This is a genomic window from Saccharomonospora saliphila YIM 90502, assembly GCF_000383795.1.
In the GTDB taxonomy this organism is placed as follows: Bacteria; Actinomycetota; Actinomycetes; order Mycobacteriales; family Pseudonocardiaceae; genus Saccharomonospora; species Saccharomonospora saliphila.
In genome coordinates this window covers 1-3,906 of the sequence record NZ_KB912713.1, presented here as the reverse complement: position 1 = coordinate 3,906, position 3,906 = coordinate 1, and the positions used below count along the sequence as shown (strand labels likewise).

Here is a 3,906-nt window from a genome sequence, read left to right as displayed (position 1 = left end):
CCGCTTCGCCCAGCACCGCCTGGGTCGGAGCCCGGGTCCGCCCCCAGGCGGTCGAGCGCGTCGCGCAGCGCCGAGTGGCTGGCCGCCATCCGGTCGGCGACCAGCGCGCGCAGCTCGTAGGCCTCCCTGCGCAGGGCCTCGGCCTCGGCGAGCCTGCGCTCGGCGTCGGCGATCATCTCGTCGGCCCGCTCGCGGGTCGTCCGCTCCAGCTCGGCCGCCGCGTTCTCGGCCTCCGCGCGCTGGACCGCCAGCTCCTGTTCGACCCGCCGCCGCTGCTCCTGCCGCCGCTGCTCGGCGTCGTCGTCGAGCCGGGTGCGCTCCGCCTCGGCGCGCTCGGCGAGCTGTTCGGCGTCCTGCTGCGCCTTGGCGCGGGTCTTCTCGGCGTAGGCATCGGCCGCCTCCCTCATGGCCGTCGCGTCGGCCTCGGCCTTCTCGCGCAGCTCGCCGACCTCCTCCTCGGCGAGCCGCATCATGGTCTTCACCCGCTCGGTCATCGCGGCGGGGCCGGCCGGGTCCTCGACCATACGGGACAGGGCCGTCTTGGTGTCGGCCAGTTCTTTTTGCGCGTAGCTCAGCGCCTTGGTCAGCTCGGCCACCGACGCGGTGGCCTCGTCCCGGTGCCGGGCCGTGCCGGCGAGTTCGTCGGTCAGGCGCTTGAGGTGCTCGTCGACCTGCGTCTGGTCGTAGCCCCGGAACGCGGTCGCGAACTGCGGATTGGTCACTGATGTGGGGGATGTCTCAGTCTCGGCCATCGGGCAACCATAATGAGTCGCCGGGGTCGAACCCCTAGCCGTGACTGTGCCGTTGTCGGCGAGCAGTCCGCGTCGTGCGACGAATGGCGGTACCGGGTGTGTCAGGCTGCCCCTGTCCGCGGACCCGCGGAGTCGGCGTGAGAGCGCGTGCACCAGCGTGGGAGACCACACCAGGCACGCGGGAGGAGGTCGAGCGGTGGAGGCTGTCCTGGACGATCTCGCCGGGAACTGGCCCCTCTACGCCGCGATCCCGGTCATCGCCGCGCTGATCGGTTACGTGACCAAGCGCGTCGCCGTCGAAATGATGTTCCGCCCACTTGAGTTCGTCGGCGTCCCGGGCACGGTGCTCGGCTGGCAGGGCGTGGTACCCCGGCACGGCGGCCGGATGGCCGCCACCGCCACCGACCTGCTGACCACGAACCTGCTCAGCGTCTCCGACGTCTTCGCCCGGATCGACCCGACCCGCCTGACCCGGGAGATCGAGCAACCGCTGCTGCGCGCCGTCGACGAGATCGCCCGGGACGTTCTGGCCGAGTACCACCCGAAGCTGTGGGATCGGCTACCGCCGATGGCACGCGACCTGGTGGTCAAGCGCATCCAGGCGGCCTCACCGGACCTGGTCCGGCAGGTGATGGACGAGCTGCGGGACAACATCGACGACATCCTCGACATCAAGCACCTGAGCGTGCAGCGCCTCACCCGCGACAAGGCGCTGCTCGTCAAACTCATCCGCGAGACCTCCCGCCCGGAGATGACCTTCATCGCCCGGTCCGGCATCTACTTCGGGTTCGGCCTCGGGCTCGTGCAGTCGCTGGTCTGGGCGTTGACGAAGAACCCGCTCGTCATGCCGCTCTTCGGCGCGGCCATCGGCCTGTTCACCGACTGGCTCGCGATCAAGCTGATCTTCGTACCGCGTGATCCCGTGCGCCTGCCGGGCGGAGTTCTGCTGCACGGCAAGTTCCAGCGCAGGCGTGCCGAGGTGGCGCGGCAGTACGGCGATCTGATCGCGCGGGAACTGCTGACGGTGCCCAACCTGATGGAGGCCCTGCTGCGCGGACCGCGCTCCGACCGGCTGGTTGCCATGATCCACCGCATGGTTTCCGAGGCGATCGACGAGCACGCCGACAGCGCCAGACCGCTGGTCACGGCGGCCGTCGGCCCCCAGCGGCTCGACGAGATCAAGCAGGCGGCGGCCACGCGGGCGGTCGAGGCGATGCCCGGCACCCTCCGGCACGCGGAGGGCTACCTGACCAAGTCGATGGACGTGGCCGCGTTGGTGGAGGAGCGGATGATGCGCATGACCTCGGTCGAGTACGAGGGCCTGCTCCGTCCCGCCGTGCGGCAGGACGAGTGGAAGCTCGTGGTGGTCGGCGGCGTCATCGGCTTCGTTGTGGGTGAGTTGCAGGTTCTGCTGATGCTGCACTGACCTCGGCGCCACCGGTGGCGAGGCCGGCCCGGGCACCGACGTCACCCGGGACCCGGCCGGCCACGCGGCTTCTGGCGTAGGCCACGGCACGGCAGGCGAGGTAGATGGTGAACGAGATGGCGGTGACGAAGAAGCTCACCGGCGCCCCGGGGGCCAGCGAGAGCACGATGCCGCCCAGCGCGGCGAGTTCGGCGAAGACGACGGCGAGCACGGTGGCCCGCAACGGACTGGCCGTCACCCGTGCCGCCGCGGCGGCGGGAGTGACCATCAACGCCACCACGAGCAACGCCCCGACGATCTGCACGCCGAGCGCGGTCGCCACCCCGATCAGCACCGCGAACAGCGGCGCGAGCACCCGTTCCGGCACGCCCCGGGCCGCCGCGACCCCCGGGTCGACGCTGGCGAAGAGCAGCGGACGGTAGATCACGGCCAGCACCACCAGCACGACCACCGAGGCGATGAGCAAGGCCGTGAGGTCGGTCGGCTCCACCGCGACGATCTGGCCCACGAGAATGCCGAACTTGTTCGACGTGCGACCGGGGTAGAACCACAGCAACAGCACACCGAGGCCCAGACCGAACGCGAGGATCACCCCGATCACGGAGTCGCGGTCGGACTCGCGCCCGCCGAGCAGCCCCAACAGCAACGCGGCGACGACGGCCCCGGCCAGCGCGCCGTAGCTGACGCCGATTCCGAGCAGCAGCGCGGCGGCGGCACCGGTGAAGGCCAGTTCGGCGGTGCCGTGGACGGCGAACGACATCCGGCGCGTCACGATCAGCGGGCCCAGCGCCCCGGCCACGAGCCCGAGCACGGCGGCGGCGAGCAGCGCCGTCTGCACGAAGTCGAGACCGAGCAGGCGCAGGGTCAGCTCGAAGTCGAACAGCTTCTCCATGGGCGGGCCTTCCAGCGAAAGTCGGACGTGGCGGGGCGCTCACACGGCCCGTGCGGGCTCCTCGGGCGCGGTCACGGGTGGTGTACCTCGTCCTCGCACAACCCGCTCTGCGCGCCGGCCACGTGGATCTGCCCACCGATCCGGAGCACCTCGACGTGGGAACGGTAGAGGTCCGAGAGGGTGCGCGAGGTCATCACCTCGTCGGGGGTGCCGATGCGGAACGCGCCGTCGACCAGGTACAGGACCTTGTCGACGTAGGGCAGGATCGGGTTGATCTCGTGGGTGACGAACAGGACGGCGGTGTCGGCCGCGCGGCTGCGCTCGTGGATCAGCTCGGCCACCACCCGCTGGTGGGCCGGGTCGAGCGAGGCCAGCGGCTCGTCGCACAGCAGCACGTCCGGCTCCCCGACGAGGGCCTGGGCCACGCGCAACCGCTGCTGCTCACCGCCGGAGAGGGTGCCGACCTGCGCGTCGGCGTAGTGCCGCGCGCCGACGGAGTCGATCGCCTCGGTGATGCGCTGCCGACGCCGGGCGAGGGCACGCAGGCCGAGCCCCCAGCGGTGCCCGTCGAGGCCGAGCCCCACCAGGTCGCGGCCCCGCAGTGTCAGGCCCTTGTCCATGGCGCGCTGCTGGGGGACGTAGCCGACGCGGTCGCTGCCCCGCCCCGGCGGGCGGCCCGAGACCCGGGCGGTACCCGCGCTGAGCTGCTGCAAGCCGAGCAGCACCCGGAGCAGGCTCGTCTTGCCGGAGCCGTTCGGCCCCAGCACGGCGACGAACTCGCCGGGCGCCACGGTGAAGTCGAGCCCCGACCACAGGGTGCGCTCGCCGAAGGCCAG

At 71.7% G+C, this 3,906-nt stretch carries 4 protein-coding genes; 1 reads left to right on the top strand and 3 read right to left on the bottom strand.

Annotated elements, in window-relative coordinates; genetic code table 11:
- On the bottom strand, positions 1–752 hold a 752-nt coding region (locus SACSA_RS0118265; protein WP_028662015.1), incomplete at its 3' end, for a DivIVA domain-containing protein.
- A 196-nt stretch (positions 753–948) separates the two neighbouring features.
- On the opposite strand from SACSA_RS0118265, the gene SACSA_RS0118260 reads away from it, so the two are divergent.
- Positions 949–2,178, top strand: coding sequence for a DUF445 domain-containing protein (locus SACSA_RS0118260; RefSeq protein WP_019819176.1), 1,230 nt, complete (start codon positions 949–951; stop codon positions 2,176–2,178).
- Here SACSA_RS0118260 and SACSA_RS0118255 read toward each other — a convergent pair.
- Both SACSA_RS0118255 and SACSA_RS0118250 read right to left on the bottom strand, forming a co-directional pair.
- On the bottom strand, positions 2,129–3,070 hold the full coding sequence (locus SACSA_RS0118255) for a metal ABC transporter permease (protein ID WP_019819175.1): 942 nt from the start codon (positions 3,068–3,070) through the stop codon (positions 2,129–2,131). The two genes, SACSA_RS0118260 and SACSA_RS0118255, sit on opposite strands and share 50 nt — an antisense overlap.
- 71 nt (positions 3,071–3,141) lie before the next feature.
- On the bottom strand, positions 3,142–3,906 hold a 765-nt coding region (locus tag SACSA_RS0118250), incomplete at its 5' end, for a metal ABC transporter ATP-binding protein (protein WP_019819174.1).